Below are 26,102 nucleotides of genomic sequence, written 5' to 3'. Positions count from 1 at the left end.
CACCCCGCGATAGGCTCGCGGGGTGGCGTCCTTCTCTTTCGGCGCGGGCAACGCGGCGAAGCTGGCCCGCCTCCCGCTGTATGCCGCCGGGCGCCTCGCCACCCTCCTCGTGCCGCGTACGCACGACCTGTGGGTGTTCGGCTGCGCCGTCGGGATCGCCGACGGCGCCTTGTCGCTGTGGGAGGTCGCGGCCGCGCACGGCGAGCGTACGGTCTGGCTGGTCGCGAACGCCTCGGAGGCGACGGATGCCTCGGCCCGCGGCATCCGCACCGTCCGCAAGCACTCCCTGCGGGGCTTCTGGCTGACCGCCCGCGCTCGCGTCGTCGTCGTGACCCACGGCTTCGGCGACGTCAACCGCTATGCGACGCACGGGGCCTACGTCGTGCAGCTGTGGCACGGCATCCCGCTCAAGCGCATCGGCCTCGATTCCCGCGAGACGCTGCGGCCCCCCGCCGCTCTCGGCCACGGGCGCGCGGCACGCCTCGCGCGCCGCGTGCTGGGGCTCCTCTACCGCCGCACGGCCCACGGCATCCGCCTGATCCCCGCCGCGTCGCACACCGTCCGAGGCCGTCTCGAGTCGGCGTTCGGCCTTCCCGACGAGCGCGTGCCGGTCACCGGCGAGCCGCGCGTCGACGTGCTCTCGCGCGGGTCGGCGCCCGAGCGGCGCACCGTCGCGCGGCGGCGCATCGAAGAGCTCACGGGCCCCGTCGGGCCGCAGTCGCGGCTCGTCCTGTACGCCCCCACCTGGCGCGACGGAGAGCGCGATCCCGCCGTGCCCTCCGCGGCGGAGTGGCGCGGTCTCGTCGAGATGCTCGCGCGTCGCGACGCCGTGCTCCTCGTGCGCTCGCACCCCCTCGGCGCGGGCGAATACGCACCGCCCGTGGCGACCGACCGGGTGCGCAGCCTCGGCAGCGACATCGTCGCCGATGTCACGCCGCTGCTGAGCGGGCTCGACGCGCTCGTCACCGACTACTCCTCGCTCGTGTTCGACGCCTCGCTCGTGCCGCTTCCCGTCGTGCTCCTGGCTCCGGATGTCGAGGCCTACGCACGCCGCCGGGGCTTCTACGGCACGTACGCCGACATCGCCGGCGCCGACGCCGGCACCGACGCCGTCGACGACTGGCCGGCGGCGACGGAGCGCCTCGATGCGCTCCTGGGCGACCCGGGGATCGAGCAGGCGGCGATCGAGCGCTCCCGCGCCCTCGACGCCCGCGTGCACGCCTTCCGGGACGGGCACAACACGACACGGGTGTACCGTGCGATCCTGGCCGGTCTCGGCCGCCCCATCGACACCCCGGCCGCCGGCCGCGAGGAAGGACGAGGATGACCGACGCGCGCTTCACGAAAGAGTCCGGCGCGGCTCTCGTCCTCTCCGGCGACGGCCCTCGACCGGCGTCGGTCGAGCTCGTCGGCGCGCGGGCGCGCGTCGCCGCGAGCGTCACGGGGCGCGGCAAGACCTGGCGGGCCGTGCTGCCGCTGCGCGCCTCGCGCTGGGGCGGGGCTGAGCTGCCACTCCCCGCCGGCGATTACGCCCTGACGGTCGAGGCCGCCGACGGCGCGCCCGAGATCGGGCCTCCCGCGGAGCTGCCCATCGTGCAGCTGGGCACGCTGCGCGCATCGCTCGCCGACGGCGTCGTCCGCATCGGCCCGCCCATCGATCCCGCCTACGATTCCGGCGAGGGCCAGGCGGCTCTCGAGCGGCGCTACGCGACGCGGCCCGGAGGACTCGAGAACGCCGCGTTCTTCGAGAGCTTCTACGGCCGCAACGCGAGCTGCAACCCGCTGGCCATCGACCGCGAGATCGCACGCCGGCTACCGCACGTCACGCGCTACTGGAGCGTCGTCGATCTCTCCGTGCAGGTGCCCGAGGGTGCGATCCCCGTCGTGGAGGGGAGCCCCGACTGGTGGCGCGCCCGCGGGGCTGCGCGACTGCTCGTCGTCAACGATTGGCTCCGCCGACGCTTCGCGCGTCGCCCGGGGCAGGTCGTGCTGCAGACGTGGCACGGCACGCCGCTCAAGCGGCTCGCGCTGCACCGGCCGGGTTTCGATCCGCGCCGCATGGCCGCCGTCGTGCGGGAGTCGCGACGCTGGAACATCCTCCTCGCGCAGAACCCCTACGCGGCCCGCATCCTCGGCAAGGCGTACGCCTTCCTCACGCGGCCGATCTGGGTCGAGGGCTACCCCCGCAACGACGTGCTGCAGACCGGTGACGGCGCCGCGACGCGGCGGGACCTCGGCATCCGTCCCGAAGATCGCGTGATCCTCTACGCGCCGACCTGGCGCGACGACCGCGCCGAGATCGTCGACTTCGTCGATCCCGTGCAGCTCGCCGCCGAGACAGACGCCGTCGTGCTCGTGCGCGGTCACTCGCGGACGCTGTTGCCGGGGAAGGATGCCGCAGGCCCCCGCGTCGTCGACGTCACGGGCTTCCCCGACACGTCGCTGCTGCTCCTGGCCGCCGACGCGCTCGTGACCGACTACTCGTCGGTCATGTTCGACTTCAGCGTCACGGGCAAGCCCATGTACTTCCTCGTGCCCGACATGGAGCACTACCGCGGCGAGCTGCGCGGCTTCTACTTCGACCTGGTCGCGCACGCGCCGGGGCCCGTCGTGCGCACGCAGGCCGAGCTCGTGCGGGAGCTCCGCGCGGGCCACCCCGACCGCTACGCGGACCGCTACGCCCAGTGGCGGCAGAAGTTCAATCCGCGCGACGACGGGCGCGCGGCCGAACGCGTGGTCGACCGCATCCTCGATCAGGGATACCTCGCACGCGCCGAAGACTGACGCCGCCGGCCCGGGGCGCTAGGGGAGCGGCGTGTTGCGGTCGCCGAGCCGGGAGGTGTCGACGGTGTCGTGCGCGCCGCGGGCGAGGCCCGCGAGGAATCCGGCGCCCCACGACAGGTGCATCGTCGGCAGTACCGCGGCCGTCCAGAGCTTGTCGCGCCATCCGTTGCCGCCCCCCGGGCCGATGGCCCACGCCGCGATGAGCACGACGTACGCGAGCACGGGGAGATAGACGACGGATGCCGCGACCGCCCACCAGCCCGAGAGCACGCCTGTCAGCTGCAGGACGCCGACGACGGCGCTGAGGACGAGGACGACGACGAGGGCGGGCGGTGCGAAGAAGCGGAGCGAGTTGCCCCTGCCGAAGCGGCGGACGAGTTCGCCGCGCCAGCGCCCGGTCGCCCGGAACTGCCGCGCCAGGCGCGACCAGCTCTCGCGCGGCCAATACGTCACCGACAGCGCGGGATCGAACCACACGCGGTAGCCGGCACGCCGGATGCGGAGGTTCAGCTCCCAGTCCTCGCCGCGGCGGATGGTCTCGTCGAAGAGCCCGACCTCGTCGAGCACCGCTCGGCGCATGACACCGAGGTAGGCGGATTCGGCCTCGCCCTCTTCGCGGCCGCCGTGGTAGGCGCCGCCGCCGAGACCCACCGGCGAGTTGTAGGCGCGCGCGACGGCACGCTGGAAGGGGGTGCGGCCCTCGGCGCGCATGACCCCGCCGACGTTCGCGGCGCGCACGCGCGCGAGCGTGGCGAGAGCGCGACGCGTGTACTCGGGCTGCAGCTCGGAGTGCGCGTCGACGCGGACGACGGTCGGGTAGCGGCCCGCCCGGATCGCGCGGTTGAGCCCGACGGGGATGTCGGCGTCGGGGTTGTCGACCAGCACGATGCGCTCATCGCCGGCCGCGAGAGTCTTCGCGAGCTCGTTCGTTCCGTCGGTCGAGGGAGCGAGCGCAAGGATGAGCTCGGAAGGGCCGTCGACCTCCTGGGCGAGGACCGTCTCGACGGCGCGCTGCAGATACCCGCGTTCGTTCAGCACCGGCATGACGAACGTCACGCCCGCGTCGTCGGGGACGACCGGCGCATCTCTGCGCCCGGGCTCTGTCGACTGCATCCGTCGATCATGGCATGCGGGCCCGCGGGTAGGCTGGAGGCGTGGGACTGGTCTCGGATGCACGTACAGCCGCCACCCTCCTGCGCAAGGCGCTCACCGGCCGCAAGGCCGTCAACGACGTGAGGCGCACTCTCGCGGTGCGGCCCGAGCATCCCGAGCACCACTATCAAGTGGCCGTCTACTTCGCCGACGGCGCCGTCAACATGTACCAGATGCGGCAGTGGTACAAGCCTCTCGCCGAGCTCTCGAAGATCTGGCCCGTCGTGGTCCTCAGCCGCTCCGCGACGGGTGCGCAGGCGCTCCTGGCCGAAGACGCCCCGCCTGTCGCGTTCGTGCCGACGGTGCGCGACCTCGAGCGGTTCCTCCTGACGCAGGACATCCGCGTCGTGCTGTACGTCAACCAGAACACGCGCAACTTCCAGATGTTCCGGTACGGCCGACGGTGGCACGTCTTCATCAACCACGGCGAGTCCGACAAGATGTACATGACGACGAACCAGTACAAGGCATACGATTACGCCTTCATCGCGGGGAACGCCGCCCGCGAGCGGCTCGCGCGCGTGCTGTGGGACTACGATCTCGACCGCCGCACCATCCAGATCGGCCGTCCGCAGGCCGACCACTACTCGGGCACGCTTCCCTACGCGCCCGACGAGCGCACCGTCGTGCTCTACGCGCCGACGTGGGAGGGCGACCGCCCCTCGGCGCACTACGGCTCGGTCCGCACGCATGGCGAGGCCCTCGTGACGGCGCTGCTCGCCACGAAGCGCCACCGCGTCATCTATCGCCCGCACCCGCGCTCCGGCGTCGTCGACCCGGAGTACGGCGCCGCGAATCAGCGCATCATCGCGGCTCTCGCCGCCGCGAACCGCACCGACGCGGGAGCCGAGCACGTCTACGACGACGGTCCCGATCTCGGCTGGCAGCTCGCCGCCGCGGATGTCGCGATCGTCGACATCTCGGCGATGGTGTACGACCGTCTCGCCGTCTCCAAGCCGCTGCTCATCACGCGTCCGGTCGATCCCGCGGCGATCGTCGACACCCACGGCTACCTGTCGGCCTGTGAATGGCTGGACGTCTCAGACGCGCCGCGGATCCTCGATGAGACCGAGCGGGTCATCCGCGACCCCGAGGCCGCGGCGCGCCTGGCCGAGTGGGTCACGCACTACTTCGGCGACACGACGCCCGGTGCGGCGACGCAGCGCTTCCACGAGGCCGTCGCGCACCTCATGGCCGAGTGGGACAGGTGGCACGAGCTGCACCTCCAGGACGAGCCCGAGGACGAGGTCGACGAAGAGGCCGAGCTCGACGACTGAGCCGGGTCATCGGGTGGGTCAGCCGACGGCCGGCCCCTCGACCAGACGCGTGATGGCCCGCAGCGGGATCGTGACCCAGGTCGGCCGGTTGCGCGACTCGTAGATCGCCTCGTAGACCGCCTTGTCGAGTTCGAGCGCGCTCAGCAGATCGCGCTGCGCGTCGAGATCGACGCCCGAGACGCGTGCGTACCCGTCGATGAAGCCCTCGCGCGCCGTGCGCGCCCAGTCACCGACTGCGCCGGGGGAGCGGTCGGGTCGATCGAGCCGGATCGACCCGGCGACGTAGTCGAACGATCTGAGCATTCCGGCGACGTCGCGCAGGGCGAGATCCGGGCGGGTGCGCTCTCCCATGGGGCGCAGCGGCTCTCCCTCGAAGTCGAGGAGCACCCAGCCGCGGGTCGGATGCTGGAGCACCTGGCCGAGGTGGTAGTCGCCGTGGATCCGCTGGAGCGGGGGCCACGCGGCATCCAGCGCCCTTTCGTAGACCTCGTCGATCGCACTCTTGCGCTCGGCGACCGCGGGAACCTCCGCCATCGCGATCGCGAGCCGTCGCCGCCACGTCGCCGCCATCGCCTCGCGGTCGGCGGCGCCGGGGGAGAGGGTCGGGAACAGCTGCGCGAGCGAGACGTGCACGTTCGCCGTCGCCTCGCCGAGCGCGTGCGCGCGCTCTGAGAAGTCCTCTCCGGCGGCCGCGGCGCGCAGTGCCACGCGCCAGGCGTCTTCGACGCCGGGAAGGAACTCCTGCGCGAAGGCGAGCGAGCCGCTGACCGTGCCGCCCGCGGTGGCGCCGTCGGGCCACTCGCCGTCGACGGATCCGATCGCGGGCGGGACGTGCGGCGATCCGGTGGCCGCGAGGGCCGTCGTCAGCTCGATGTCGGGATTGAGGCCGGGGTGCAGCTGCCGGAAGACCTTGCAGATGATGGGCGTCGAGGCGTCGTCGGCCCGGTAGATGAGGGACGTGTTGGACTGCTCGCCGGCCAGGACGGTCGCCGAACGCGCGATGCTCGTATCGAGATCGTGCGACGGATGCCCCGACACCGCCATGTGCGGACCCTTCGCCGCCGCGCCCTCGCCGATGAGGCGCAGGAGGGCCGTCGAATAGGCGGGATCGAACGGGCCGTCGATGAACGTCGTCCCGGGTTCGGGGCTGCCGATGATGTGGTCGGGGTTCGCGTCGACCGAGGCGGTCGCGCGGGCGACGACGGGGATCTGGTAGAGCACGACTGGGAGAGCGCCTTCGTCCGCGACGAGGAACGTGCGAACGACGCAGTCCTCCGCGGGCAGGTCCCACCAGGAGACGAGCCGCAGGCTCGGGAGCCTCGCCTTGGCCGCGTACCAGCGCTGCCGCGGCATCCACGCGGCCAGGCATGCCAACGTGCTGTCCATAAGGCGACACTATTGCGCCGCCGCGCCGGGCGTCACCTTGCCGCGCCGGGGTTGAAGCCCTGCGCGGGGCCGGTTAGTCTTGCGCGCCCGACCCATCGGGCTCGGAGTCGGTGCGGTCGGCGGACTGCTCGACGACAGGCGTGACCGGGATCACGACCGAGCCCGCGCCGAAGAGCAGGTCGAGTCCGGCCGCGTCGTAGGACGAGGCATCCGTCAATCGCTCGGCGACCGACTCGCGGCGCGCGGGATCGGACGGAATGCCCGCCCAGTCCTCGTTCTCTTCCGGACGCTGGGTGAAAAGTCCCACGGCTCAGTCCTCTCCCGCGGCGATCTCATCGGGCTTGGGGCGCCGGGTGAGGGCGCCGCCGACCTTGCGCCCGGCGCTGCCGGCGGCCTGCACGCTGCGCGTGACGCCGCCCACGACGGCCCCGCCGGCGCGCCGGATGCCGCGGCCCGCCGCGTGCTCCATGCGGGTCGCGCCGGGACGCGGCTCGAGCTCCTCGGGAAGGCGCACGGGCGGGAGCCCGAACGCGCGCCGGGAGCTCACGAGCACACGGCGGCCGAGGATGTGGTTGCCCGCGCCGCCCACCGCGGCGCCGATGCCGAAGGGAAGCGCCTTGCCGATCCACGACGCGCCGCCGCGCACGGCGAAGTGCCGCATGAACGAGTTCTTCAACTGGTCGACGAGAGGCCCGACGGCGGCGCGCGGGATCGTCTTGGTGATCATCTCGCCCCAGTACTTGTCGCGCGACACGCCGCGGCCGGCGGCCTGGCCCGCCAGTTGCGACACGAGGTCGACGCCCTCCTTGCCGAGCATGAGCGTCAGCACGAGCGCGCGTGCGCGATCGGGGCTCTCGACCGGGATGCCGTGCACCTCGGCGACGGACTGGGCGAAGAGCGCGGTCGCCTCGAGGAAGGCCAGCGTCTCGACGCCGCTCAGCGTCAGGGTGATCCCGGTTCCGATGCCCGGAACGACCGCCGTCGCGCCGACCGCGGCGCCTCCCGTGGTGACGGCGGCGAGGTAGCGGCGCTCGAGGATGCGTACGATCTCGGTCGACGAGGCGGACGGATGCCGCAGCCGGATGCTGCGCAGATGCGCGAGCACGACGGGCCGCTGTATCGCCAGCACGCGATCGAGCGCGCGGATCGTGCGCGGATGCTCGTCGGAGCCCACGGGTGGAAGCCCGGCGTCCCAGGGGGAGCCGTCGGGGAGCGAGTGGATGCGGTGCACCTTGTCGGCCATCAGGCCGATCCTACGAGCAGGCGCTGAGCGCAACCTGGGGCTTGACGTGTGTCAGACGTAGAGGTTCGCGCGCTCGAGGTCTTCGGCGAAGTCGACCTCGACGGCATACAGGTCGGAGATGTCGAGGGGGTGCAGGCGCACGCCGTCCTCGGCGATCGCGAGCTCGAGGCCGCGCTCGAAGTAGTCCTGGTCGTCCACGCGCGAGAGGTGGCGGATGAAGGCCTTCTTGTCGGCGGCGGAGATGTAGTTGATGCCGACGGCCTCACCGATCCCGCCCACGACGGTCTTGGACAGCTCCTTGATGAAGCCCTCGGGAGAGGTCGTGTACTTGACCTCTTCGTCGCTCACCTTGGAGGTGTTGACCGTCACGAACGACTGATCGCGCTCGATGTGGGCGATCGCGCGCCCGAGGACTCGCGGGTCGAAGACGACGTCGCCGTTCATCCACAGCACGCCGCTGCGGCCGGTCGCGTTGAGCGCGCGGAGCAGGCTCTTGGACGTGTTCGTCTGGTCGTAGCGGTCGTTGTAGACGTAGTCGACGTGCGGGAAGGCCTCGACGATGGTCTCGGCGCGGTAGCCGACGACGGTCGTGATGCGCGCCTCGGCGCCGAACGCGGCACGGATGTTGTCGTGCTGCTGCTGCATGATGCTGCGGCCGTCGCTCAGCTCGGTGAGCGGCTTGGGCAGGCTGCGGCCGAGCCGCGAGCCCATGCCCGCTGCAAGGATGACGGTCTGAAGTGTCAAGATCTGCTCCTGGAGTGCGATTGTCCACGGTCGGTTAACCGAATCGACACTCCGTCGTGCCTGCTACATGGTAGCCAAGCCGCCTGGGAGGGTGCATAATATGGCGCCGCCGTTGTCGTTTCGTGACATTAGAGGTTCCCTGCCCTCAGGGCGGCGTCGAACGCAACCCCCGGCGGTGTTCCGATCGGGCTTGATACGTTTGGTCGGTGACAGCCTCAATGCCGGTGCCACGTGACGCCTTCCCGGAAGAGCCGGAGGGTGCCACGCGCGAGGGCCGCGAGGCGCCCGTCGTGCCGCTGCCGCAGAGCCACGCTCCCCTCGATCCGGGCCCGCCGCCGCCGCTGCCCGCCGACCTCGCGGAAGAGATCGAGATCCCGCCGAAGCCGCCCCTCCCCGCTCCCGCTCTCGAGCCTGCCCTCGAGGCCGACACCGACTCCGACACCGACTCCGACACCCCCGATCCGTTCGCGGCATCCGTCGTCCTCGACGAGACCACCGCAGCGGCCCCGGCGGCCCTCACGCTCCGGGCCGTGACGAAGGCGTTCGGCGACACGCGGGCCGTCGACGGGATCGATCTGACCGTCCCCGCCGGCACGTTCTACGGACTGGTCGGGCCCAACGGCGCGGGCAAGACCACGACGCTGTCGCTCATCGCAGGCCTGCTCCGTCCTGACAAAGGGACGATCGAGGTTGCGGGCGTCGACGCACGGGCGAACCCCACGGGGGCCAAGCGCCTCATGGGCGTGCTGCCCGATCGCCTGCGCACGTTCGACCGCCTGACCGGACGCCAGCTGCTCTATTACTACGGGGTGCTGCGCGGACTCCCGTCGGCGACCGTCGAGAGCCGGATCGCCGACCTCGCGCGCGCCTTCGACCTCACCGATGCTCTGGGCCGGACGGTCTCGGACTACTCCGCCGGAATGCTCAAGAAGGTCATGCTCGCCGGCGCCCTCATCCATTCCCCGCGCCTGCTCGTGCTCGATGAGCCGTTCGAAGCCGTCGACCCGGTCTCGAGCGCCGTGATCCTCGACATCCTCTCGGCGTACGTCGCGCACGGCGGCACCGTCATCCTCTCGAGCCACGGCATGCAGTTCGTCGAGCGCGTCTGCTCGCGCGTCGCCGTGATCGTGGCCGGGCAGGTCCTCGCGGAGGGCACCGTCGACGAGGTCCGTGGCGAGCTGACGCTCGAGCAGCGCTTCATCGAGCTCGCGGGCGGTCTGAGCGACGTGGAGGGCCTCGAGTGGCTGCACACGTTCTCCGACTGAGGCTCGGTCTTCTCGTCGGAACGCTGCGCGGCGACGGCCGCCACGTCGCGCGCGTCGTCGTGGGCCTCGTCCTCCTCGTGGTCGCGACGGCGGCGGCGTGCTGGGGCATCCTGACTCTGAAGACCGCTCCCGATCCGGTGATGCTCGCCGTGACGGTGCTCGGCGGGGCGGGCGTCACCCTCGGCTATGCGATCGCCCCCCTCATCGGCGGCGTGACCGACCCGCTGGATCCGCGCCGATTCACCGTGTTCGGCGTCCCGCCGCTGCGGCTGGCAGGGATCCTCGGGGTCGTCGGGTTCGTCAGCGTCCCGACCTTCGTGCTCGCCGCAGTCTGCATCTGCGCAGCCGTGGTCTGGGTCGCGCACGGCGTTGCCTGGCCCGCGGCAGCCCTCGGGGCGATCCTGCAGCTCGTCACGTGCGTGCTCCTCATGCGCGTGAGCACGGCCGTCACCTCGATGTTCCTCGACGAACGTCGCTCCCGCGAGCTGTCGGGCCTGTTCGTCCTCGTGATCCTCGTCGTCGTCGTGCCCGTCGGCGTCTTCCTCTCGTCGCTGGAGTGGAACGGCGTCGTCCCCACGCAGCTCACCGAGGCGGTGCGCCTCCTCGCGCTGACTCCGCTCGGCGCCGCCGTGGCGTTCCCCGGGCTGCTCGCGATCGGAGCGCCCGAAGCAGGGACGAGTCTCGTCGTGTCGCTTCTCACCGTCGTCGTGCTGGGGCTCCTCTGGGTGTGGGCGGTGCGCCGCGTCCTCACCACGACCGAGCGCCCCGTCGCCGGCCGGGAGCGCGGCGGGCTGGGCTGGTTCGCGGTCGCTCCGGGCACACCGAGCGGCGCCGTGGCGGCGCGGAGCCTGCAGTACTGGTTCGGCGATCGCCGCTACATCGCCAACGTCGTCATCATCCCGGTCGCGGCCGCCCTGGTGATGGTGCCGCTGCTCATCGCGGGCGTCCCCGCCGCCATCGTGGCCCTCGTCCCCGTGCCGCTGGCAGCCCTCTTCTTCGGGTGGCTCCCGCACAACGACCTCGCGTACGACTCGTCCGCCGTGTGGATGCACATCGCGAGCGGCATCCGGGGAAGCTCGGACCGCATCGGACGTCTCGTGCCCGTCCTCGTCATCGGCATCCCCACGCTCGCGATCGCGATCCCCATCGCGATCTCGGCGCACGGTCGCTGGGCTCTGCTCCCGGCGATGATCGGCGTGTGCGCCTCGCTCTTCCTCGCCGGTCTCGGGCTCTCGAGCATCTCGTCGGCGGCCTGGCCCTACCCCGTCACGCGGCCGGGAGAGAGCCCCTTCCAGCAGCCGCAGCGCACGGGCTCGGGGAGCGCCATCACGCAGGCCTTCGTCATGCTCGGAGCGCTCGTGCTGAGCGCGCCCGCACTGTGGTGGGGCTGGCTCGCGCTCACCCGCGACGTCTCGTACGCCGACATGGCGCTCTGGGGCGGTGTGGCGGTCGGCGTCGGCGTGCTCATCTTCGGTGTGGCGATCGGCTCGGTCGTCTTCCGGCGGCGGAGCGGCCGGATCATGGAGTTCGCCGAGACCACCTGACGGGGCCGCCGCTAGACTTGGCCACTATGAGCACTCCCCTCGAAGGCCCGGATCAGGGGGGCCTTGCCACCCTCGACCGAGAGCTCGAAGAGCTCATCCGCGAAGAGTCGATCGAGCCGGGTGACCACGAGCGCTTCTCGCACTACGTCAAGAAGGACAAGATCCTCGAGTCGGCCATCACCGGCAAGCCCGTCCGCGCCCTGTGCGGCAAGAAGTGGACGCCGGGCCGCGACCCCGAGAAGTTCCCCGTCTGCCCGACCTGCAAAGAGATCTACGAGTCCCTGAACGGCTGAGTCGCGGCGCCGACCCCGTGGCTATCCCGCGACGTCGATGTAGACCGTCGGGATCGCCGGGTCGGACCGGCTCAGCGCGAGACCGCGCACCGGAAGCTCTTCGCGCACCCGCGCATGGTGCTCGCGCGCGGACTCGACGCCGGCAGGGCCCTCGTAGGCCGTGTCGATGTCTCCGTCGACGACGAGCGGCACCTGCAGGGCCCGCGCCTGCGGGTGCTGTGCGGGCGTGTCGACGGACTCGAACCCGTCCGAGACGGCGATGAGCTCGCTCGTGGCCACGCCGTGCTCGAGCGTGCGGAACGCCGCCTTGCGTCCGCCCTTCGAGCCCTTGTCGGTCGAGGCCTTCGCGACTCCCACCCACGACCCGTCGGAGGCCTGCCGCGCGACGAGCTTGTAGACCATGCCGGCCGTCGGCGCTCCCGATCCGGTCACGACGGACGTGCCGACGCCGTACGAGTCGACGGGGGAGGCGGCCAGGGCCGCGATCGCGAACTCGTCGAGGTCGCTCGTCACCGTGATGCGGGTCTTCGTCGCCCCCAGTTCGTCGAGCTGCGCCCGCACGTCCGCCGCGACGGTCGGAAGGTCGCCCGAATCGATGCGCACTCCGCCGAGCTCCGTCCCCGCGACGCGGATCGCCGTCTCGACGCCCTCGCGGATGTCGTAGGTGTCGACGAGGAGGGTCGTGCCGACACCGAGCGTTGCGATCTGTGCGCGGAACGCCTCCTCCTCGGTGTCGTGGAGGAGCGTCCAGGCGTGGGCTGCGGTCCCCATCGTGGGGATGCCCCAGCGCCGTCCGGCCTCGAGGTTGGAGGTCGCCGTGAATCCGGCGATGTAGGCAGCACGGGCGGCCGCGACGGCGGAGTCCTCGCCGGCGCGGCGCGAGCCCATCTCGGCGAGCGGGCGGTCGCCGGCGGCGACGCTCATGCGCGCCGCCGCGGTCGCGACGGCCGAGTCGTGGTTGAGCACGCTCAGGGCGAGCGTCTCGAGGATGACCGCCTCGGCGAAGGTGCCCTCGATCGTCAGGAGCGGAGACCCGGGGAAGTACAGCTCGCCTTCGCGGTATCCGCTGATCGACCCCGTGAACCGGTAGCCCTCGAGGAAGCCGAGGGTCGCGGCATCCACCACCTTCTCGTCGCGGAGGAACCGCAGCTCGTCCTCGCCGAAGCGGAAGTCCCGCAGGAGCGACAGGAGTCTTCCCGTTCCCGCGACGACGCCGAAGCGGCGGGCACCGGGCAGTCGGCGGCCGAACAGCTCGAACACGCACCGGCGCTGCGCCGTCCCGTCGCGCAGGGCCGCGTCGAGCATCGTCAGCTCGTAGCGGTCGGTGTGCAGGGCGGTGCTCGCGGGGGCTGGCATGCGGTCAGCCTAACGAGCCGCTGGCGTAGGCTGGACGATCGTGAACGACGCTCCGATCGGCATCTTCGACTCCGGGGTCGGCGGTCTCACGGTGGCGCGGGCGATCTCGGCGCAGCTTCCCCGCGAGTCGATGCTCTACATCGGCGACACGGCGCACTCGCCGTACGGCCCGAAGACCATCGCCGACGTGCGCCGCTACGCGCTCGAAGTGCTCGACACGCTCGTCGACGAGGGCGTCAAGATGCTCGTGATCGCGTGCAACACCGCGTCGTCGGCGATGCTGCGCGATGCCCGGGAGCGCTACGACGTCCCGGTCGTCGAGGTCATCGGTCCGGCGGTGCGCACCGCGATGTCGACGACGCGCAACGGGCGGATCGGAGTGATCGGCACGGCCGGTACGATCGGCTCTCGCGCCTATCAGGACATGCTCGAGGTCAACGAGCGCCTCACGGTGTTCGCGCAGGCCTGCCCCCGCTTCGTCGAGTTCGTCGAGGCGGGCATCACCGACACCCCGGAGGTGCTGGCGGTCGCCGAGGGGTACCTCGCGCCGCTGCGCGATGCGGGCGTCGACACGCTCGTGCTGGGCTGCACGCACTACCCGTTCCTCGAGGGCGCCATCAGCTACGTCATGGGTCCCGACGTCTCGCTCGTCTCGAGCGACACCGAGACGGCGAAGGACGTCTACCGTCAGCTGGTCTCCCGCGACCTGCTCGCGGGTCGGGATGCCGCGCCCCGCCATGTCTACGAAGCCACCGGCGACTCCGCCGACGAGTTCATCCGCCTCGCACACCGCCTGATGGGTCGCGAGGTCACCGACGTCCGTCTCGTGCAGACCGGTGCCATCCACATCCTGAAGGGATCCGAATGACCGAGATCATCCGAGCCGATGGCCGTTCCGTCGATCAGCTGCGCCCCATCGTCATCGAGCGGGGGTGGAGCAGCCAGGCCGAGGGCTCGGCGCTCATCTCGTTCGGCGAGACGCGTGTGCTGTGCACGGCGTCGTTCACGAACGGCGTCCCGCGGTGGCTGACGGGCAAGGGCAAGGGCTGGATCACGGCCGAGTACGCCATGCTCCCGCGCTCCACCAACGAGCGCAACGATCGCGAGTCGGTCAAGGGCCGCATCGGGGGCCGCACGCACGAGATCTCGCGCCTGATCGGCCGCGCGCTGCGCTCGGTCGTCGACACGAAGGCCCTCGGTGAGAACACCATCGTCATCGACTGCGACGTGCTGCAGGCCGACGGGGGCACGCGCACCGCGGCGATCACGGGCGCCTACGTCGCTCTCGCCGACGCGATCGAGTGGGCCCGCGGCCGCAAGTTCGTCGGGCAGAAGTCGCGCGTGCTCATCGACTCCGTCGCCGCCGTCTCGGTCGGCATCATCGACGGCGAGCCCATGCTCGACCTCGCGTACGTCGAGGATGTCCGTGCCGAGACCGACATGAACGTCGTCGTGACGGGCCGCGGCCTCTTCGTCGAGGTGCAGGGCACGGCCGAGGGCGCGCCGTTCGACAAGCGCGAGCTCGACCAGCTGCTCGAGCTCGGCGTCGACGGCTGCGCAGAGCTCCGCGACCTGCAGGCGGCGGCGCTCGCGCCCGCTGCCGAGGGCTGACCCGTGCGCCAGGTCGTGCTCGCGACGCACAACCCGCACAAGGTCGAGGAGTTCCAGGCCATCGTCGCCGCGACCCGCCCCGATCTCGAGGTCGTCGGGTACGACGGCCCCGAGCCCGTCGAGGACGGCACGAGCTTCGCCGAGAACGCCCTCATCAAGGCGCGCGCCGCAGCGGCGCACACGGGACTCCCGGCGCTCGCCGACGACTCCGGCATCTGCGTCGACGTGCTGGGCGGTTCGCCGGGAGTGTTCTCGGCGTACTGGGCAGGGCATGCGAAGGATGCCGCGGCCAACCTGAACCTCCTGCTCGACCAGCTCTCCGACATCGCCGATCCGCACCGGTCGGCGCAGTTCGTCTCGACGATCGCGCTCGTCGTGCCGGCCGCCGGGGCGGCGGAGGCGTTCGAGCACGTCGTGGAGGGCGTGTGGCCGGGGCGGCTCGCGAAAGCCGCGCGGGGTGCGGGCGGCTTCGGCTACGACCCGATCTTCGTGCCCGACGAACAGCCGACCGCCCTCGAGCGGAGCGTCGGCGAGTGGACGGCGCAGGAGAAGAACGAGGCATCCCACCGCGCACGCGCCTTCCGCGCGCTCGCGCCGCTCCTCGCAGCTCTCTGAGTCACCTGCCGGCGGAGCTCATTCGCCGGTCTCCGGGGCAGGGTAGGTGAGGCGCCCGTCTCGCACGCGGGCGAACGGGGTGAGCTCGGCGGGACGCGTCACGGTCACCGACATGATGTGGCAGACGGTGACTCCGCGAACCAGGAGTGCATCGGTGATCAATCGACGATGGCACCGCCACGGGACTGCTTCGCTGCACATGATGGCCGGCGAGGAGTGGCCGGCGAGGTCGATCAGCTCATCGAGACCGGCCTGGAACGTGTCGGTCTCCATGTAGTCGGCGTAATCGCGGAATGCCTTCACGCGCCACCCGCCATTCGGGGTCGGCTGACCGGCGGGGGTGTGCCGGCGCCCCCCGAGCGCCCGTATCCACTGATAGCCGATATCGGGCGGGAGCGCCGCCTCGATGTTCTCGCGGTCCCACTGGGGGAACTTCCGTGACGACGGGAACGAGCGCACGTCGACCAGTTCCGTGACGGTGTTGCTGCGGAGCATGGCCAGGACATCGTCGAAGTCGCGCGTCGAGTGGCCGATGGTGCGGACGATCGTCATGCGCTGGGCGGGAGCCGGTGTCCGGTCTCATCGCCGCGACCCAGTCCGCCATCGACAGTCGTGGCGACCCGGCGCCAGTCGCGCTCGAACTTCTGGATGCCCTGCCGGGTGAGAGTGTCGATGACGTCCGGATAGTCGATCCCCGCTGCCATGAGGGTGTCCAAGACGGCGCGGGACTCGGCGCGGTGCGCGGTGACGCGATCGCCGGTGATGATGCCGTGATCGGCGACGGACCGGAGGGTCGCTTCGGGCAGGGTCATCACCGTTCCCGGGCCGGCCAGCTCCTCGACGTACATGGTGTCGCGGTAGGTCGGATCCTTCACCCCCGTGGACGCCCACAGCGGCCGCTGAGGGCGCGCGCCCTTCTCCTGCAGTGCGGCCCAGCGGTCGGTGCCGAACTTCGCATCCTGCGCGGCGTAGGCCAGTCGCGCGTTCGCGATCCCCGCCTGTCCGAACAGCTCGCCCGGCGCGTTGCGCGCACGAAGACGCGCATCGACTTCGGTGTCCACCCGCGAGACGAAGAAGGAGGCCACTGAGTGGATCGTCGAGATGTCCAGCCCGCCGTCTCGCGCATCCTCGAGCCCGCCGATGAACGCCTCCAGCACCGCGTCGTATTGCTCCAGGCCGAAGATGAGCGTCACGTTGACGTCGATGCCTTCGCCCAGGCAGGCGCGGATCGCCGGGAATCCTGCGGGAGTGGCCGGGATCTTGATGTAGCAGTTCCTCCGGTCGACCGCATCCCGGATGCGCCGTGCCGACTCGACGGTGGCCGCAGTGTCATCGGCGAGGCCGGGCGCGACTTCGATCGACACGCGCCCGTCGACCCCGTCGCTGGCTTCGAAGGTGGGAGCGAAGATGTCGCATGCGAGCCGGACATCGGTGGTGATCAGTTCGAAGACGGCCTCGGGGGTGTTGGCGTGGGCGTGGGCGAGCTCCGCGAGCTGCCGGTCGTAGCGCTTCCCGCTCGTCAGGGCGTGGGCGAAGATCGTGGGGTTGGTCGTCACTCCCACGACGTGACTGTCCGCGATCAGGTGTGCGAGGTTGCCGGACTCGATCCGGTCACGCGACAGGTCGTCGAGCCAGATCGACACTCCCGCGTCGTTCAGCCGGGTCAGTGCGTCGTTCATCGGAGACTCCTTGCGGGCAGGCGGTGAGACGGAGCAGGCATGGCCTCACACGTTCCGCGTGGGGTGCGTGTTGTGGATGACACGCACGGGGGGCCGCATCCCGAGCATCGCCTCGGTCATGCGGGCAGCATCGACCGCCGCTTGGACGTCGTGCATGCGCACGATCCGCGCGCCTTGCCAGATGCACGCCGTCATCGCCGCGAGAGTCCCCGCAAGCCGCTCGCCTCGAGGGCGGTCGATCGATTCGCCGATGAAGTCCTTGTGCGAGACCGCGACCAGCAGGGGGAGTCCGAGGGACGCGATCTCGCCGAGCCGACGGGTGATCTCCAGCGAATGCAGGGTGTTCTTGTCCAGATCGTGGCCCGGGTCGATGATGATCCGTTCGCGGGGGATCCCCGCTGCTTGCGCTCGGTGGATGCGTCCGAGGAGGAACCTGCGCACTTCGGCGACGACATCCGTGAAATGCGCTGCGGGCTTCTCCTGCCGCGGAGGGCCGACGCTATGGGTGATCACGATGTGCACCCCGGTCTCGGCGACCACTGCAGCCATCTGCGGATCGGCCAGGCCGCTGGTGTCGTTCACCACCGACGCGCCCGCGGCGACCGCTTCTCGTGCGACGGCCGCGCTGTGGGTGTCGACGGAGATCACGACGTCCGGGCGGCGAGCGGCGATCGCCGAGATCAGCGGCACGACGCGATCGATCTCCGCCGATGTGCTCACAGCCGGTCCGCGACCGAACGGGACTCCACCGACGTCGACCCATCGTGCGCCGAGGTCGGCAGCCTGCACAGCACGCGCGACGGCGGCATCCAGCGCGAACGTGGCCCCCGCGTCGTGGAACGAGTCGGGAGTGCGGTTGACGACGGCCATCACCACCACCTCTCTCGTGAAGTCGAATCGGCGTGCACCGATCCGGTGACTCGTCACCGGGTCACTGACGGCGTACGCGGCGCTCACCGGCTCGTTCCGATGCTCGCGCGGACATCGCCGGCAGCGTCCCAGTCGTTGGCGTGCATGGCGGCGACCACGTGACCGTCTTTGACCCAGTACGCGCGGAAGGCGCCATCGGCGGCGGGGCCGATGGTCCCTTCGACATCGACGCGGTCGTAGCCCGTGGGGCCGACGCTGCCGAAGTACTCCATGCCCAGGTCGTACTGATCGGTGAAGAAGTACGGCAGCTTCACGTACTCGTCCGAGCCTCCGAGCAGATTGGCCGCCACCGTCTTTCCCTGCCGGATGGCGGTGTCCCAATGCTCGACCCGGATCCTGCGCCCCAGCACGGGGTGCAAGTGATTCGCGACATCGCCGATCGCGTAGATGTCCGGATCAGAGGTCCGGAGAGTCTCGTCGACCAGAACCCCGTTCTCCACCGCGAGACCGGCATCCTCGGCCAGCGCGGTGCGAGGGATCGCGCCGATGCCGACGACCACGACATCGGCACCCGAGAGGTCTGCTTCGGTGACGTGACTGTTCAGGCGCAGATCCACCCCGTGATGACGGTGCAGGTCCGCGAAGACCTCTGCGACCTCCCGCCCGAGCACGCCGAGCAACGGCAGCGCGCCGGCCTCGAAGACTGTCACGTCCGCGCCCGCGATCCGGGCGGCGGCGGCGACTTCGAGCCCGATCCATCCGCCTCCGACGATGACGACCCGCTGTCGCGCACGCAGCCGGCTGCGCAGCAGCTCGCTGTCCTCGATGGTGCGCAGATAGATCGGCTCGCCGACCTCGTCGGCGAGCGCGAACCGACGTGGCTCTGCCCCGGGTGCCAGAAGCAGTCGGTCGTAGGTCAGGGTGCCGTCGCCATCGGCGGTGACGGTCCGCGCGGCTGGGTCGATTGCCGTCACCGTCACCCCGACACGAAGATCGACGTGATGAGTGTCGTACCAGGCGGCGTCGTGCACCACGGCCGCGCTGAATTCCTCCTTGCCCTGCAGGATCCCCTTCGACAGCGGGGGGCGCTCATAGGGGAGATGGGGTTCGGCGGCGAAGATCACGACTTCGCCGTCGAATCCGCGCTTGCGCAGCTCAGTGGCGGCCGTGGCGGCGGCGAGACCTCCACCGATCATGACGATTCGCATCGGTTGTCCTTTCTTCGTCGCCCGCGGGTATCCGTGATGCTCGAGGGCGTGACTGCTCAGTGAGGGGTGTGCCCGGCCAGAGCGAAGAACTCCGTGCGGGAACGAGGATCATCGCGCATCACGCCGCGCACAGCCGACGTCCTCGTGATGGCCGTTCCTGCCCGGACTCCCCGGAGGGTCGTACACGTGTGGGTCGCCTCCACGACCACCCCGACGCCCTGCGGGGCCAGATGATCCACGAGTGCGTCGGCGATCTGGACCGTCAACCGCTCCTGGGTCTGCAGGCGCCGCGCGAAGTGATTGACCATGCGGGGGATCTTCGAAAGCCCCACCACCCGGTCGCCGGGGAGATAGCCCACGTGCGCCTTGCCCGTGAACGGGAGCAGATGATGCTCGCACATCGACTGCACCGGGATGTCGCTGACGATCACCATCTCGTCGTACCCCTCGATGTTCTCGAAGGTCGTGAAGTCGAAGCTCTCCGATGTGAGCAACTCCGCATAGGCCTCGGCGAAGCGACGCGGGGTGCGTGCAAGATCCGGAGTCGCCGTCGAATCGAGATCGATGCCCAACGCGCGAAGCAACGCCCGGCCCGCGTTCTCGGCGGCCACGAGGTCCACGCCGGCGCGCAGCGAGGAGATCCGTGTGCGTCGCACGGGGGACGGCCCAGCGAATGCGCTTGCCTGCACCATCGGATTGTTCATCACCATTGCGGCTGCCTTTCGTCTGGACCTGCCTTCATTGAGTCACCGATTGACTCTAAAGTCAACATGCTTTATTTTTAGAACGGTCGAGACTCAGAGGAGTACGCGTGGAGAGCATTGATGCGATCGGCTTGCTGGCGGAGCCGACTCGGTTGCGGGTCTACCGCTGCGTGACGGAGTCCGAGGATCCGCTCAGTCGCAACGAGGTCGTGGAGCGCACCGGCATCGGCGTCGGCGTGGTGACGTTCCATCTCGAGAAGCTCGCTGCCGCCGGATTGCTCGTCGCCGAGTTCCACAAGCCTGCCGACCGCCGGGGACCCGGCTCGGGGCGTCCTGCGAAGCGCTACAGGCGAAGCCCGGTCCACCAGTCCGTGGATGTGCCCCCTCGGCAGTTCGGGCTGCTCAGCAGGGTGCTCGTCGAGGCGATCGTCGAGTCGTCGCACACGGGCGAACCGAGCACCACCGCAGCGCACCGCGTCGCCGCCGAGACAGGCCGGCGCCTCGGCTCCCGGTCGGCCGACTCCACGAGCACTCCGCCCGTCCTCGGCACGCTCCGCTCCGTCGGCTACGAGCCGCGTGAAGCGGACCGTGTGGTCACATTGACCAACTGTCCCTTCCACGAGGCCGCTGAAACCCAACGCGATCTCGTCTGCGGCCTCAACCTCGCCCTGGTGGAGGGGATCCTCCGTGGCGCGGAGTGCACCGGTGCCCGGGCAGCGCTCGTCCCGCAACCAGGCCGCTGCTGCGTCTCCATCTCGCTCGACCCTTTGACAGGTGAGGCGTCCCCGGCGGGTGCGGCACCGGACGCGGCAACGGACGCGGCACCGGACGCGGCGTGAGCCGCTGAGTCTGAGAATCAGAGTCGTTCCCGGGTTCGCGCACGGGGCGCGGGCGCCGCGGCCCGCGCCGTAGCCTGGGGCCATGCACGATCACGCCCCGACCGGGATCCGCGGAGCAGGCGCACGCCGGCTGCTCGCGATCTCGCTAGGGATCACCACGATCGTCATGGTCGTGCAGATCGTCGGGTCGATCCTGTCGGGATCCCTTGCGCTGCTCGCCGACGCGGCCCACATGTTCACGGATGCCGCGGCCCTCGTGATCGCGCTGATCGCGTCGTCGGTGGCCGCCCGCCCCGCCGATGACCGGCGGACGTTCGGGTATCAGCGCGCCGAAGTGCTCGGCGCCCTCGTCAACGGCGTCATCCTCATCGTGCTGGCCGTGTGGGTCGCGGTCGAGGCGATCCAGCGTCTCGCGCAGCCCGGCGACGTCGAGATCGCGGGCGGGCTCATGCTCATCGTCGCGCTCGTCGGGCTCGTGGCCAACGCGGCGGCGATGTGGCTCCTGAGTGCGGCGCAGCGGACGAGCATCAACGTCCGCGGCGCGTACCTGGAGGTGCTGGGCGACATGTTCGGCTCGGCGGCCGTCATCGTGGCGGCGATCGTGGTCCTCGTGACGGGGTGGGTGCAGGCCGATGCCGTCGCATCCCTCCTCATCGCCGCCATGATCGTGCCGCGCGCGATCGGGCTCCTCCGGGAGGTCGTCTCGGTGCTGACGGAGTCGACCCCCGAGAACGTCCACGTCCGCGAGATCCGCGACCACATCGTGTCGACTCCAGGGGTCGTCGACGTCCACGACGTGCACGTGTGGCAGCTCACGCGTGGGGCCCCCGTCTTCACGGCGCACGTCGTGGTCGATCCCGAGACCCTGCGAAGTGGCCGGTCGGGTGCACTGCTGGAAGAGCTTCAGGGATGCCTCAGCACGCACTTCGACGTCGAGCACTCGACGTTCCAACTCGAGCCCGCCGGCCACATCGAGCACGACGCGCACGCCTGACTCAGCTCTCGCGCACGACCTCGCCGGGCGTCTTGTCGGGGCGAAGGCCCCGCCAGCGGGAGTGGCGGAGGATGCCGCCGGGCGTGAACTCGCCGAACTCCACTTCGCCGACGAGCTCGGGCCGCAGCCACTGCACGCCCCGCGCGTCGAGGGCCGGCACCCCGACGAGGGGGTTCTCGTCGGAGTGCAGCGGCGCGAGCTGCTTCTGCAGTGCGCGCAGCGCCGCGTCGCTGAAGCCCGTGCCGACGCGCCCCGCGTACTCCAGGCCGTCGGGCCCGGGAATCCCCAGGAGCAGGGATCCGAACGTCGATGCGCGGCCGCCCTGTCCTGGCCGGATGCCGGCCAGGACGACCTCCTGCGTGCGGGTCAGCTTGACCTTGAGCGATGACTGGGAGCGGATGCCGCGACGGTAGGGGGAGCGCGGATCCTTCACGACGATCCCCTCGAGGTCGAACCGGCGGCTCGCCTCGAGCGCGGCATCCACGTCGTCGAAGACGGGCGGCACGACGATCGAGGGGATCGTGTGAGCGGCGAGGTCTTCGAGGATGCGTCGGCGCTCCGTCAGCGGGAGCGCCGTGACGTCGCGGCCCCGGGCGACGAGCACGTCGAAGAGGTAGTAGTGCACCGGAGTGCGCGTGGCGGCGCGCGCGATGTCGGCGGCGCCGGCGAGGTTCATGCGGGTCTGCAGGAGCGCGAAGCTCGGTCGACCCTCGTCCAGGGCGACGAGCTCGCCGTCGACGATGCACGGCTCGGCGCCGAGGCCCGGGTCGCCGCCGGCGATCTCGGGGTATTTCGCGGTGCTCTCGTTGCCGCTGCGCGCCCACAGGCGGAGCGAGGCTCCGTCCCAGACGCCCACCGCGCGGATCCCGTCCCACTTCGCCTCGGCCCACGCCGGGGCGCCCCACTGGCGGGCGTCGGCGCGGGCGCGATCGGGGGACGCGGTGGTCGAGAGCATCGGCGAGAGGTCGGCGGGTGCGGGCGGCCACTGCGCCTTCGGGGCGTCTTCGAGAAGATCCGCGATCGACGTCGGTCGCGCGTCAGCGGCGGGAGGCACCGTTGCCACCGTCGCCGCGGCTTCGGGCTGCGGCCGACCCGCGGCATCCGTCTTCATCCGGTGCAGGAGCCAACTCGACTTGGGCCCGGTCTTGTCGTCGGTGCGGATGAACGCGAGCCGCACGCGGCCGAGGGGCCCGCCGGGGGCGCCCTCCGCCGTGAAGATGACCTCGTCGTCGCGCCACTTCTCCAGCTCGTAGCGGCCGTGGTCCCAGATCGTCACGCTGCCGCCGCCGTACTCGCCCTGCGGGATCGTCCCCTCGAAGGTCGCGTAGTCCATCGGGTGGTCCTCGGTCTGGATCGCGAGGTTGTTGCGCTTCGAGGTGTGCGGCACGCCGCGCGGCACGGCCCAGCTGACCAGCACGCCGTCGCGCTCGAGGCGGAAGTCCCAGTGCAGTGCGGTGGCGTGGTGCTCCTGGATGACGAAGATGGGCGCCTCGTCGGTGGCGCGCACCGCGGCAGCCGGGTCGGACGGCACCGGCTCGGGCGTACGGTCTGCGGAGCGCATCGCGATGTAGGTGCTGAGCGGTCCGTCGTCGGCGTCCCGTCCGCCCGCGGGGAAGCCCAGGGGCGAGAGCGGATCTCCGATCTCTTCGACCCGCTCGAGCACTTCGTCGAAGAGCAGATGCCGCAGGCCGGGGTCTTCGAGCTCCTCCCAGGTCCGCGGCACGGCGACCGTCGGGTGCGGGCGCCCGCGCAGCGAATACGGCGCGATCGTCGTCTTCGAGCCGCTGTTCTGGCTCCAGTCGATGAGCACCCGCCCTGTGCGGATGGACTTCTTCATGCTGCTCACGACGAGGTCGGGGTGGTCGGCCTCGATGGCGCGCGCGAGCTCGTGCGCGAGCGCCGACGCCTGCTCGCTGGACTGCCCGTGCGGAAGCGCCGCGTAGAGCTGAATTCCCTTGCTCCCGCTCGTGACGGGGAAGGGGGCCAGGCCCATCGGGGTCAGGATGTCGCGTGCCCACCGCGCGACCTCGGCGCACTCGGCGAGCCCGACGCCCGGTCCGGGGTCGAGGTCGAGCACGAGCCTGTCGGCGTCGCCGCGCTCGCCCGACGCCGTGAACCGCCACTGCGGGACGTGCAGCTCGAGGCTCGCGACCTGGGCGAGGTAGACGATCGTCGGCACATCGCCGGCGAGCGGGTAGTACTTCGGTCCACCCGAGTGCGGGATCGGAAGGCGGCGCACCCACTCCGGAGCGCCGCGTTCGAGGTCTTTCGCGAAGAAGTGCGGGCCGGGATCCTCGTCGGTCCCCACGCCGTCGGGCCAGCGCTTGCGCGTCACGGGTCGCCCGGTGATGTGCGGAATCATCGTGGGCGCGATGCGCGTGTAATAGTCGATGACCTCGGCCTTCGTCGTCCCCGTCTCGGGGTAGAGCACCTTGCTCAGATTCGTCAGACGCAGGCGTCGCCCGCCGATCCTCACGAGCTGGTCATCGCCGGGCATGGCACCATCCTGCCCCGTCAAGGCCTAGCCGTGACGCCTGTGGCCGGTGTGTACTGGTGTGATGAGAGCGATCTGGAAGGGCGCCCTGACCTTCGGCCTCGTCAACGTGCCCGTCAAGGTGTATGCCGCGACGGAGGATCACGACGTCTCGCTGCACCAGGTGCACAGCAAGGACGGAGGCCGCATCCGCTATCAGCGGGTGTGCGAGATCGACGGCGAGGTCGTGCCGTACCAGGACATCGACAAGGCCTACGACGACGGCGAGAAGACGGTCGTGCTGACGAAGGACGACCTCGCCTCGCTCCCGGCCGAGCGCAGCCGTGAGATCGACGTGGTCGAGTTCGTGCCGAGCGAGCAGGTCGACCTGCTGACGCTCGACCGCGCCTATTACCTGGAGCCCGACTCGGCGTCGCCGAAGGCATACGTGCTCCTGCGCAAGACCCTCGAGCAGACCGATCGCACGGCCATCGTGCGCTTCTCGCTGCGTCAGAAGACGCGTCTGGCCGCTCTCCGGGTGCGGGGCGACGTGCTCGTGCTGCAGACCCTCCTGTGGGCCGACGAGGTGCGCGAGGCGAACTTCCCCGCGCTGGACGAGTCGGTGCGGATCTCCGCGAAGGAGCTCGAGCTCTCGGCATCCCTCGTCGAAAGCTTCGCGAGCGATTTCGACCCCGAGCAGTTCACCGACGAGTATCAGGCGGAGTTGCGCACGCTGATCGAGGCGAAGCTCGAGAAGGGCGACGCGCTCGACACCACCGAGACGTTCGGGGAGCAGGAGGAGGAGACCGGCGGCGAGGTCATCGACCTCATGGCGGCGCTGCGCGCATCGGTCGAGCGCTCGCGCGCGGCCCGTGCGGGCTCATCGGACGACGCGGAGAAGAAAGCACCTGCGAAGAAGGCGGCGCCGAAGGAATCCGTGGCGAAGAAGCCTGCCGCCAAGAAGCCCGCCGCGAAGAGGGCGTCGAAGGCGTCCTGACCCGCGCGGCCTACCGCTCGGGGGCCGGGGGAGTGCCGTCGGGGTGGTGGCCGTCGTCGTGCCCGCGGTGGCGTCCGTCGTGGTGGCCATCGTGGTGCTCGGGGCCCCGGTCGAACACCTCGGGGTCGAGCACCAGGTGGCGCGCCTCTTCGGCGTCGGTCACGACATCCTCTCCCGCCGCCTCTTCCTTGCGCGCCTTCGAGCGCTCGCGGAAGTAGTGCCACAGCGTCACGATGAGGGTGCCGCCCACGGCCGCGAGGAGGATGAGGTCGATGTACTCCGCGACGAGCTCGCCCACGACCGGGATGAACCCGATCGCGTAGCCGAGCATCGTGAGGCCGAAGCCCCACAGCACCGCGCCGACCAGGTTGTAGAGCGTGTAGCGGCCCTTGTGCATCTTGCCGACGCCCGCCGCCACCGGGGCGAAGGTGCGCACGATCGGCACGAAGCGGGCCACGATGACGGTCAGTCCGCCGTACTTCACGAAGAACTCGTTCGTGCGTTCGACGTTCTTGACGCTGAAGACACCCGATTCCTTGCGCTCGAAGACGGTGGGGCCGCCCTTGTAGCCGATCAGGTACCCGACTTCGCCGCCGATGAACGCCGCGATTCCGATGAGGAGCGCGACCCACCACACGCTGATGCCGAACACGCCGTTGGGAGCCGCCGCGGTGGAGTGCGAGAGCAGGCCCGAGATCACCAGGAGCGTGTCGCCCGGGAGGAGGAAGCCGATGAGCAGGCCCGTCTCGGCGAAGACGATGAAGCAGACGACGAGCAGGGCCCACGGCCCGGCCGCGGCGATGATCGTCTCGGGGTCGAGCCAGGGGATGAGCGCGATGTGCTGCAAGGGGTTCCCGTCGGTCGGAGCGGTCGGCGGTCAGGGGCTGAAAGGGAGCCGAGGAAACGGCGACGCCGTGCGGAAGGTGGGACTTGAACCCACACGCCCGGAGGCACAGGAACCTAAATCCTGCGTGTCTGCCAATTCCACCACTCCCGCGAGTGGGTTCAGTCTACTGAGCGACCTGGACTGCGGCTGAGGGGGTCAGCCCCCTGATCGTCGAGGGGGTT

Annotated in this window: 25 protein-coding genes and 1 tRNA gene; 12 read left to right on the top strand and 14 right to left on the bottom strand. The window is 70.6% G+C overall.

Annotated features, from left to right (window positions below):
• Positions 1–22: 22 nt before the first annotated feature.
• Together ACSBPH_RS02950 and ACSBPH_RS02945 are read left to right on the top strand one after the other, a co-directional pair.
• Entirely contained in the window at positions 23–1,327 is a 1,305-nt protein-coding gene (locus ACSBPH_RS02950) for a CDP-glycerol glycerophosphotransferase family protein (protein ID WP_442576123.1), read from the top strand.
• Complete coding sequence (locus ACSBPH_RS02945; protein WP_442576122.1) at positions 1,324–2,784, top strand: CDP-glycerol glycerophosphotransferase family protein; 1,461 nt, start codon at positions 1,324–1,326, stop codon at positions 2,782–2,784. Before ACSBPH_RS02950 ends, ACSBPH_RS02945 begins: the two co-directional genes overlap by 4 nt.
• A gap of 18 nt (positions 2,785–2,802) precedes the next feature.
• On the opposite strand, the gene ACSBPH_RS02940 is transcribed toward ACSBPH_RS02945, so the two are convergent.
• Positions 2,803–3,897 (bottom strand): glycosyltransferase family 2 protein, encoded by a 1,095-nt coding sequence (locus tag ACSBPH_RS02940; RefSeq protein WP_442576121.1) that lies wholly within the window; start codon positions 3,895–3,897, stop codon positions 2,803–2,805.
• 41 nt (positions 3,898–3,938) lie between these two features.
• Here ACSBPH_RS02940 and ACSBPH_RS02935 point away from each other — a divergent pair, with 41 nt between their 5' ends.
• The gene (locus ACSBPH_RS02935; RefSeq protein ID WP_442576120.1) at positions 3,939–5,213 is read left to right on the top strand and encodes a CDP-glycerol glycerophosphotransferase family protein; all 1,275 of its coding nucleotides are present in this window, start codon (positions 3,939–3,941) and stop codon (positions 5,211–5,213) included.
• 18 nt (positions 5,214–5,231) lie between these two features.
• Here the strand turns inward: ACSBPH_RS02935 and ACSBPH_RS02930 are convergent, their stop codons facing one another.
• The 4 genes from ACSBPH_RS02930 to ACSBPH_RS02915 form a co-directional block, all read right to left on the bottom strand.
• Entirely contained in the window at positions 5,232–6,599 is a 1,368-nt protein-coding gene (locus ACSBPH_RS02930) for a maltokinase N-terminal cap-like domain-containing protein (RefSeq protein ID WP_442576119.1), read from the bottom strand.
• A 73-nt stretch (positions 6,600–6,672) separates the two neighbouring features.
• Positions 6,673–6,906 carry a hypothetical protein gene (locus ACSBPH_RS02925; RefSeq protein WP_442576118.1) on the bottom strand — a complete coding sequence of 78 codons (234 nt, stop codon included), beginning with the start codon at positions 6,904–6,906 and terminating at the stop codon, positions 6,673–6,675.
• Between the two features lie 3 nt (positions 6,907–6,909).
• Complete coding sequence (locus ACSBPH_RS02920) at positions 6,910–7,842, bottom strand: hypothetical protein (RefSeq protein WP_442576117.1); 933 nt, start codon at positions 7,840–7,842, stop codon at positions 6,910–6,912.
• A gap of 51 nt (positions 7,843–7,893) precedes the next feature.
• Positions 7,894–8,586, bottom strand: coding sequence for an NTP transferase domain-containing protein (locus tag ACSBPH_RS02915; protein WP_442576116.1), 693 nt, complete (start codon positions 8,584–8,586; stop codon positions 7,894–7,896).
• 224 nt (positions 8,587–8,810) lie between these two features.
• On the opposite strand from ACSBPH_RS02915, the gene ACSBPH_RS02910 reads away from it, so the two are divergent.
• The 3 genes from ACSBPH_RS02910 to ACSBPH_RS02900 are packed head-to-tail and all read left to right on the top strand — an operon-like array spanning position 8,811 to position 11,688.
• Positions 8,811–9,851 (top strand): ABC transporter ATP-binding protein, encoded by a 1,041-nt coding sequence (locus ACSBPH_RS02910; RefSeq protein WP_442576115.1) that lies wholly within the window; start codon positions 8,811–8,813, stop codon positions 9,849–9,851.
• On the top strand, positions 9,827–11,395 hold the full coding sequence (locus ACSBPH_RS02905; RefSeq protein WP_442576114.1) for a hypothetical protein: 1,569 nt from the start codon (positions 9,827–9,829) through the stop codon (positions 11,393–11,395). Before ACSBPH_RS02910 ends, ACSBPH_RS02905 begins: the two co-directional genes overlap by 25 nt.
• 26 nt (positions 11,396–11,421) lie before the next feature.
• Positions 11,422–11,688: a DUF3039 domain-containing protein gene (locus ACSBPH_RS02900; RefSeq protein ID WP_141883442.1), complete on the top strand. Its 267-nt coding sequence runs from the start codon at positions 11,422–11,424 to the stop codon at positions 11,686–11,688.
• Between the two features lie 21 nt (positions 11,689–11,709).
• On the opposite strand, the gene ACSBPH_RS02895 is transcribed toward ACSBPH_RS02900, so the two are convergent.
• Positions 11,710–13,044 carry a nicotinate phosphoribosyltransferase gene (locus ACSBPH_RS02895; RefSeq protein ID WP_442576113.1) on the bottom strand — a complete coding sequence of 445 codons (1,335 nt, stop codon included), beginning with the start codon at positions 13,042–13,044 and terminating at the stop codon, positions 11,710–11,712.
• Positions 13,045–13,084: 40 nt separating this feature from the next.
• Between ACSBPH_RS02895 and murI the strand changes: the two genes are divergently transcribed.
• Genes murI through rdgB form a run of 3 tightly spaced genes read left to right on the top strand, consistent with a single transcriptional unit; the run spans position 13,085 to position 15,270 of the window.
• Complete coding sequence (gene murI / locus ACSBPH_RS02890) at positions 13,085–13,912, top strand: glutamate racemase (protein ID WP_442576112.1); 828 nt, start codon at positions 13,085–13,087, stop codon at positions 13,910–13,912.
• Entirely contained in the window at positions 13,909–14,655 is a 747-nt protein-coding gene (rph, locus tag ACSBPH_RS02885) for a ribonuclease PH (RefSeq protein WP_442576111.1), read from the top strand. Before murI ends, rph begins: the two co-directional genes overlap by 4 nt.
• Before the next feature lie 3 nt (positions 14,656–14,658).
• Positions 14,659–15,270, top strand: a complete 612-nt coding sequence (gene rdgB, locus ACSBPH_RS02880) for an RdgB/HAM1 family non-canonical purine NTP pyrophosphatase (protein ID WP_442576110.1) — start codon at positions 14,659–14,661, stop codon at positions 15,268–15,270.
• Positions 15,271–15,288: 18 nt separating this feature from the next.
• On the opposite strand, the gene ACSBPH_RS02875 is transcribed toward rdgB, so the two are convergent.
• The 5 genes from ACSBPH_RS02875 to folE all read right to left on the bottom strand — a co-directional run bounded on the left by ACSBPH_RS02875 (position 15,289) and on the right by folE (position 19,683).
• Positions 15,289–15,822 carry a DUF488 domain-containing protein gene (locus ACSBPH_RS02875; RefSeq protein WP_442576109.1) on the bottom strand — a complete coding sequence of 178 codons (534 nt, stop codon included), beginning with the start codon at positions 15,820–15,822 and terminating at the stop codon, positions 15,289–15,291.
• Positions 15,819–16,949 carry a transaldolase gene (gene tal, locus ACSBPH_RS02870; protein ID WP_442576108.1) on the bottom strand — a complete coding sequence of 377 codons (1,131 nt, stop codon included), beginning with the start codon at positions 16,947–16,949 and terminating at the stop codon, positions 15,819–15,821. The genes ACSBPH_RS02875 and tal overlap by 4 nt, the downstream gene beginning before the upstream one ends.
• 45 nt (positions 16,950–16,994) lie before the next feature.
• Positions 16,995–17,819 carry a dihydropteroate synthase gene (folP, locus tag ACSBPH_RS02865; RefSeq protein WP_442576107.1) on the bottom strand — a complete coding sequence of 275 codons (825 nt, stop codon included), beginning with the start codon at positions 17,817–17,819 and terminating at the stop codon, positions 16,995–16,997.
• 83 nt (positions 17,820–17,902) lie between these two features.
• A complete protein-coding gene (locus ACSBPH_RS02860; protein ID WP_442576106.1) occupies positions 17,903–19,027 on the bottom strand; it encodes an NAD(P)/FAD-dependent oxidoreductase in 1,125 nt (374 codons plus the stop codon).
• Positions 19,028–19,083: 56 nt separating this feature from the next.
• Positions 19,084–19,683, bottom strand: coding sequence for a GTP cyclohydrolase I FolE (folE, locus tag ACSBPH_RS02855; RefSeq protein WP_442576105.1), 600 nt, complete (start codon positions 19,681–19,683; stop codon positions 19,084–19,086).
• A 155-nt stretch (positions 19,684–19,838) separates the two neighbouring features.
• On the opposite strand from folE, the gene ACSBPH_RS02850 reads away from it, so the two are divergent.
• Positions 19,839–20,570: a helix-turn-helix transcriptional regulator gene (locus ACSBPH_RS02850; RefSeq protein ID WP_442576104.1), complete on the top strand. Its 732-nt coding sequence runs from the start codon at positions 19,839–19,841 to the stop codon at positions 20,568–20,570.
• An 82-nt stretch (positions 20,571–20,652) separates the two neighbouring features.
• Positions 20,653–21,564: a cation diffusion facilitator family transporter gene (locus ACSBPH_RS02845; protein ID WP_442576103.1), complete on the top strand. Its 912-nt coding sequence runs from the start codon at positions 20,653–20,655 to the stop codon at positions 21,562–21,564.
• Between the two features lies 1 nt (position 21,565).
• Here ACSBPH_RS02845 and ACSBPH_RS02840 read toward each other — a convergent pair whose 3' ends face one another.
• A complete protein-coding gene (locus tag ACSBPH_RS02840) occupies positions 21,566–24,061 on the bottom strand; it encodes an ATP-dependent DNA ligase (RefSeq protein ID WP_442576102.1) in 2,496 nt (831 codons plus the stop codon).
• A 61-nt stretch (positions 24,062–24,122) separates the two neighbouring features.
• On the opposite strand from ACSBPH_RS02840, the gene ku reads away from it, so the two are divergent.
• Positions 24,123–25,034, top strand: coding sequence for a non-homologous end joining protein Ku (gene ku / locus ACSBPH_RS02835; RefSeq protein ID WP_442576101.1), 912 nt, complete (start codon positions 24,123–24,125; stop codon positions 25,032–25,034).
• 10 nt (positions 25,035–25,044) lie between these two features.
• Here the strand turns inward: ku and ACSBPH_RS02830 are convergent, their stop codons facing one another.
• Positions 25,045–25,881 (bottom strand): DedA family protein, encoded by an 837-nt coding sequence (locus ACSBPH_RS02830; protein ID WP_442576100.1) that lies wholly within the window; start codon positions 25,879–25,881, stop codon positions 25,045–25,047.
• 68 nt (positions 25,882–25,949) lie between these two features.
• Positions 25,950–26,031: transfer RNA gene (locus ACSBPH_RS02825), tRNA-Leu, on the bottom strand.
• Between the last annotated feature and the right edge of the window lie 71 nt (positions 26,032–26,102).

It is taken from the genome of Microbacterium sp. F51-2R (assembly GCF_052180235.1).
GTDB lineage: Bacteria > Actinomycetota > Actinomycetes > Actinomycetales > Microbacteriaceae > Microbacterium.
Note: the sequence above shows the minus strand (reverse complement) of the source record. Positions and strands in the feature narration are given on the sequence as shown.